Source organism: Candidatus Angelobacter sp., assembly GCA_035607015.1.
Classification (GTDB): Bacteria; Verrucomicrobiota; Verrucomicrobiia; order Limisphaerales; family AV2; genus AV2.
On the sequence record DATNDF010000311.1, the window covers coordinates 1 to 5,285 of the forward strand.

The following is a 5,285-nucleotide window of genomic DNA, read 5'->3' on the forward strand; positions in this document are numbered from 1 at the left end:
GGCCATGGCGGAAGCCTTGCGTTCGCAATCCGCGTGGTCCCGCAGGAAGGCGGGAAAATCTGACATGACGGTCTGCGTCCATTCCGGTCGGGTGGCGGCAGCGAGTTCGAGCGAATATTTCATGGGTTCCAGCGCACGGGCGAATGCTAGCAAGCGAAGCGGAAAGTGGAAGGAACAACGTGGGAGGGCCCCGAACCGCGCGCGAGTGATTGAATTCGGCCCGCAGATGTTCAGAGTGGGTTGAGCATTTGCGAATTCAAGACGATGGCGACGCCGGAAACAGAGTATTATTTTCAGCGGTTCGGATTTTGCCAGCGTCAGATTCCCGCGGCACCGCGATCAGAGCTCGGCATCGTGGTGGTCATCCCGTGCTACAACGAACCGGATTTGATTGGCTGCCTGGAATCACTTTGGCGATGCGAACGTCCGGGCTGTTCCGTCGAGGTGATTCTGGTGGTCAATTCTCCCGCCGGTTGCGCCGGGGAAGCGGTTGCACAAAATCGGGCGACACGGAAGGACGCGGACGAATGGATCGGGCGGCATCGCGATCCGGACCTCGAGTTTCATCCGGTGCATTTCCCCGAACTGCCGCCAAAACAGGCCGGGGTCGGCCTGGCGCGCAAAATCGGGATGGACGAGGCTCTGCGGCGCTTCGATGAGATTGGACGGATGGATGGAATCATCGCCGGGTTCGACGCCGACTGCCGATGTGAGCGCAATTATCTGACGGCCATCGAGGGGCATTTTTGGAACGGGCGGCTGAGTCCGGGTTGCAGCATTTACTTCGAGCATCCGTTGAGCGGACCGTTCACGCCGGAAGTGTATGAGGCGGTGGCGGCCTACGAACTGCACCTGCGATACTATGTGCAGGCCCTGCGGTTTGCCGGTTTTCCGCACGCGTACCACACGGTCGGATCATGCATGGCCGTGCGCGCCGGCGCGTACCGGAAGCAGGGCGGCATGAACAAACGGAAGGCGGGCGAGGATTTTTATTTCCTGCACAAAATAATCCCGCTCGGAGGCTTCAGTGATCTGACCGGAACCACAGTGCATCCGTCGCCGCGTCCGTCCGACCGGGTTCCTTTTGGAACCGGCATGGCGGTATCCCGGTTTTTGATTGAGCGAAAAATCAAAACGTATCCATTGGAAGCGTTCTTCGACCTCAAATTGTTGTTCGACCATGTGGAGGAGAATTGTCGGGCCGGCAAAGTTGGAAACATTGGAGTGACAAAGGAATTTCCGGCCCCGGTCCGGAGTTTTCTGGAACAGCAGCGATTTGGCGTTGCGCTGGCCGAGATGCGCGCCAACACAGCGAGCGCGGCGGCATTTCAGAAGCGCTTTTTCCTCTGGTTCGATGGTTTCCGCGCGATGAAATTCATTCATCACGCGCGCGATCATTTCTATGGGCCTGGCAGCGTGGAAGAACAGGCGGGCCGGTTGCTGGCGGCGACAGGTGCCGTGCCGGACTCGGGCCCGAAACCATCCATCCAGAAGTGGCTGGGGGTTTACCGGGAGCTGGACCGGGCGGCGTTTTCAAGCGAGCAATGATCCCACACGGTGCGTTGGCGCGTCTCACGATCCTGGCGGGGCATCAGATGTCGTCGTGATGGTCTTCGCCGTGTTTTTATTTGCGATTGCCAGTGTGGCTGACTAGCGTTTGCGAATTGTTGCCGGGTGAAGCGAAGCGAACTGACGTTGAAACCATGAACGAGCCACCTCTTTCAGCCGGTGAAATCACGGAATTGACCGCCGGATTGAATCGACTGGCCCGCAATCTCTGGTGGACCTGGAGCCAGGAGGCGCAGGAGGTATTCCAGCAGCTTTCCCCGCGCGGATGGCAGAACCTCTATCACAACGCGGTGGCCGTGTTGCGCGAGGTTTCGGATTATGAACTGCGCGTGCGCCTGCAGGACCGCGATTTTGCGCACCAGGTGCGCCATGTGCTCGACAGTTTCAACGGTTATTTGAAGGAGGCGAAAACCTGGGGGAGGGAAAACTGTCCCGGGCTGCTGCGGAACCCGGTCGCCTATTTTTCCGCGGAGTTCGGTTTCCATGAAACCCTGCCGATTGCAGCCGGCGGCCTGGGCGTGCTGGCCGGCGACCACACCAAATCAGCCAGCGACCTCGGCCTTGGGTTCGTGGGTGTCAGCCTTTTTTATCGGGAAGGCTATTTCATGCAGGCGTTCAACCAGGACAACTGGCAGTCCGAATACTACACGTTGTTGAATCCAAAGAATCTGCCGATTGAGCCGGTGCTCGACGCGAAAGGGGAGCCGCTGGTACTCACGGTGGAAATCGCGATGAACCAGGTCGCGTTCCAGGCGTGGCGCGTGAATGTGGGGCGGTGTTCCGTGTATCTGCTCGATACGAACCGGCCCGAAAACGAACAGCATTATCGCGATCTGACTTTGCGCGTGTACGGAGGTGACAGCACGACACGTATCATGCAGGAGGTCGTGCTGGGAGTGGGCGGTGTCCGGTTGCTGCGCGCGCTGGGAGTCGAGCCTTCCGTGTTCCACATGAATGAAGGGCACGCGGCGTTTCTCACGCTGGAACTGGTGGGCGAGAAGCTGTCTGCGGGCAAATCGTTCGAAGCGGCATTCGAAATGTCCCGGGCGGAGTGCATTTTCACGACGCATACGCCGGTCGAAGCCGGGCACGACCGGTTCAGTCCGGATCTCGTGAATTACTCGCTGAACCGGTTTCAATCGCGGCTCAAGCTGTCGATGGACGATTTCATGGCGTTGGGGCGGGTGAATCCGGACGACCCGAACGAGCCATTTTGCATGACGGTGCTGGCGTTGAAAGCTTCGCGTGCCGCCAATGGGGTGAGCGAATTGCACGGGCAGGTCAGCCGGAAGATGTGGCAGATCCTTTACCCGGGCAAACCGGCGGACGAGGTTCCCATCGGCCACATCACGAACGGCGTTCATCTGCTGGGCTGGATGAAGGGGCCGATGCGTCGTTTCTGGCGAAAGAAACTCGGTCCACCACCGGATGGAACCGAGGTTCCCGCGGGCGGGGACACCACCAGCTTTCGTCGGCTGGCATCGGGAGGATTGGGGCAATATGTCAACGACTCCGCGTTCTGGCAGAAGATGGCGGACCCGGACTTTATTTCCGACGAGGAAATCTGGTCGTTGCGCTACCGGCTTCGGCGCGAACTGATTGAATTCGCCCGGCGGCGATTGCTGCTTCAGGGCCAGCGCCTGGCGCAGGGCGACTTCATCGCTTTCGACCAGCTCCTCAACCCCGACGCCCTGACGATCGGCTTCGCCCGCCGGTTTGCGACCTACAAACGGGCGCCGCTGATTTTTCAGCAGTTTGAAAACATCGTGAAGCTCGTGCGTGACAAGCAGCGGCCGGTTCAATTTATTTTTGCCGGCAAAGCGCACCCGCGCGACGACGAAGGCAAGCGGTTCATCCAGCACATCATTCATTTGAGCAAATACAGTGAGCTGAAGGGTTACCTGGTGTTTATCGAGAATTACGACGTGCATGTCGGCCGTCAGATGGTGTCCGGCTGCGACGTGTGGCTGAACAACCCGCGCCGGCCGCTGGAAGCCTCGGGCACGAGCGGAATGAAAGCGAGCTGTCATGGGTGCCTGAATTTCAGCATCCTCGACGGCTGGTGGAGGGAGGGCTACGACGGCACAAATGGATTTGCCATCGGCGACGATTCGCATCCGGATTCCATCGAGGAACAGGACCGGCGCGACAGCGAAAATCTTTACAAGACGCTGACGGAAGAAATCATTCCGTGCTTTTTCAGGCGCGACGCGAACGGGATTCCGCGCGATTGGATTCAAAAAATCCGCCGCGCGATGGCAACGCTGGTGCCGCAATTCAACACCTGGCGCATGGTGCAGGAATATACGAAGAAGTACTACGTGAGAATGTGACGTTTTCCTCCGAGCGGGGCGCATCCCGCGGCGTTGTGCTTCGCGCGCCCATCCGGCGCGCGGGCGGTTCAATGGAATAGCAGCGGAAGAGTTCGAATCTGACGTGACACCGGACATTAAATCCCAAACACGCGAGGAATTGGAATCCCGATTCAACGGATGGAACGAGCCTGCCTATCGCGTGGACCAGGTTCTCGAATGGCTTTATGGCCGACGTGCCACGAGTTGGGAGGTCATGACAAACCTGCCGAAAATGCTCCGCGACAAAATGCGCGAGAGCTATTCATTGCGGGCGTTGGGGTTGGTCCGAAAGCAAGGCGCCCGTGACACCACGCAAAAATTCCTTTGGCGCCTGGGCGACGGGTCGTTGATCGAGAGCGTGCTGATTCCAGCCAATCCCGCGTTCTACGGCGAGGCGAGCGACCGGCACACGCTCTGTGTGTCCACGCAGGTGGGTTGCGCCTACGGCTGCAAGTTTTGCGCGAGCGGGCTGGAGGGGTGGAAACGGAATCTGGAGGTTGAGGAAATCGTGGAACAGGTACTGGCGGTGGAGCGATGGCACGAATCGTCCTCATCCTCGAATTCCGCCGGCACCCCGATCGCGATTACGAGCATGACGGCGAGACCGAGGCTGGTTGACAATCTCGTGATCATGGGAATGGGCGAGCCGCTGGCCAATTACGACCGGCTGCTCAAGGCGCTGAGGATTTTGAACGCGGCGTGGGGCGGGGGAATCGGCGCGCGGAAGATCACCATCTCCACCAGCGGGCTGGTCCCGCAAATCCGCAAACTGGCGGACGAGCCGCTGCAGTTTCGGCTGGCCATTTCTCTTCATGGCGCGACCGACGAAGTGCGCGGGAACATCATGCCGATCAACCGCAAATATCCATTGAGCGAGCTTACGGCCGCCTGCGAGTATTATCAGCGAAAGAAGGGCAAAATAATCACCCTGGAATATATTTTGATCGCGGGCATCAACGACAGCCCGGACCAGATCAAACCTCTGGCGGCACTCGCGCACCGGCTCGGCGCGAAGGTGAATCTGATTCCGTACAACCGTGTCGAGGGACTGCCCTGGGAGCGTCCCGGCGAAGCCGCGCAGCAAGCCTTTCTCGACGCGTTGGAGAAACTGAAGGTGGCCGCAACCCTGCGCCGCGAAAAGGGCCATGACATTGACGCCGCCTGCGGCCAGTTGCGGTTCAAGACGGAACGGGAGTTGTCCTCACGATGAAGACCGAATGGGATGTGAGGCGTATAGTCGGAGTTGCGGTAGCTGGTTTGCTCTCGCTTGTAGCAATCTTCCTGTTCGTGCACAACGCGATTTCACGGGGAAAATACTTCGCTGAGGGCAGATTGCATTTGGCTCTTGGAACCAATGCATGG

At 59.1% G+C, this 5,285-nt stretch carries 3 protein-coding genes; all 3 read left to right on the forward strand.

The genetic code is table 11. The features are described from left to right. Window positions 1-264: 264 nt before the first annotated feature. The 3 genes from VN887_12460 (at window position 265) to rlmN (ending at window position 5,133) form a co-directional block, all read left to right on the forward strand. Window positions 265-1,548 carry a hypothetical protein gene (locus VN887_12460; protein HXT40817.1) on the forward strand — a complete coding sequence of 428 codons (1,284 nt, stop codon included), beginning with the start codon at window positions 265-267 and terminating at the stop codon, window positions 1,546-1,548. A 155-nt stretch (window positions 1,549-1,703) separates the two neighbouring features. Next, window positions 1,704-3,902 (forward strand): alpha-glucan family phosphorylase, encoded by a 2,199-nt coding sequence (glgP, locus tag VN887_12465; GenBank protein HXT40818.1) that lies wholly within the window; start codon window positions 1,704-1,706, stop codon window positions 3,900-3,902. 103 nt (window positions 3,903-4,005) lie between these two features. Beyond that, the gene (rlmN, locus tag VN887_12470) at window positions 4,006-5,133 is read left to right on the forward strand and encodes a 23S rRNA (adenine(2503)-C(2))-methyltransferase RlmN (protein HXT40819.1); all 1,128 of its coding nucleotides are present in this window, start codon (window positions 4,006-4,008) and stop codon (window positions 5,131-5,133) included. The last annotated feature ends 152 nt before the right edge of the window (window positions 5,134-5,285 follow it).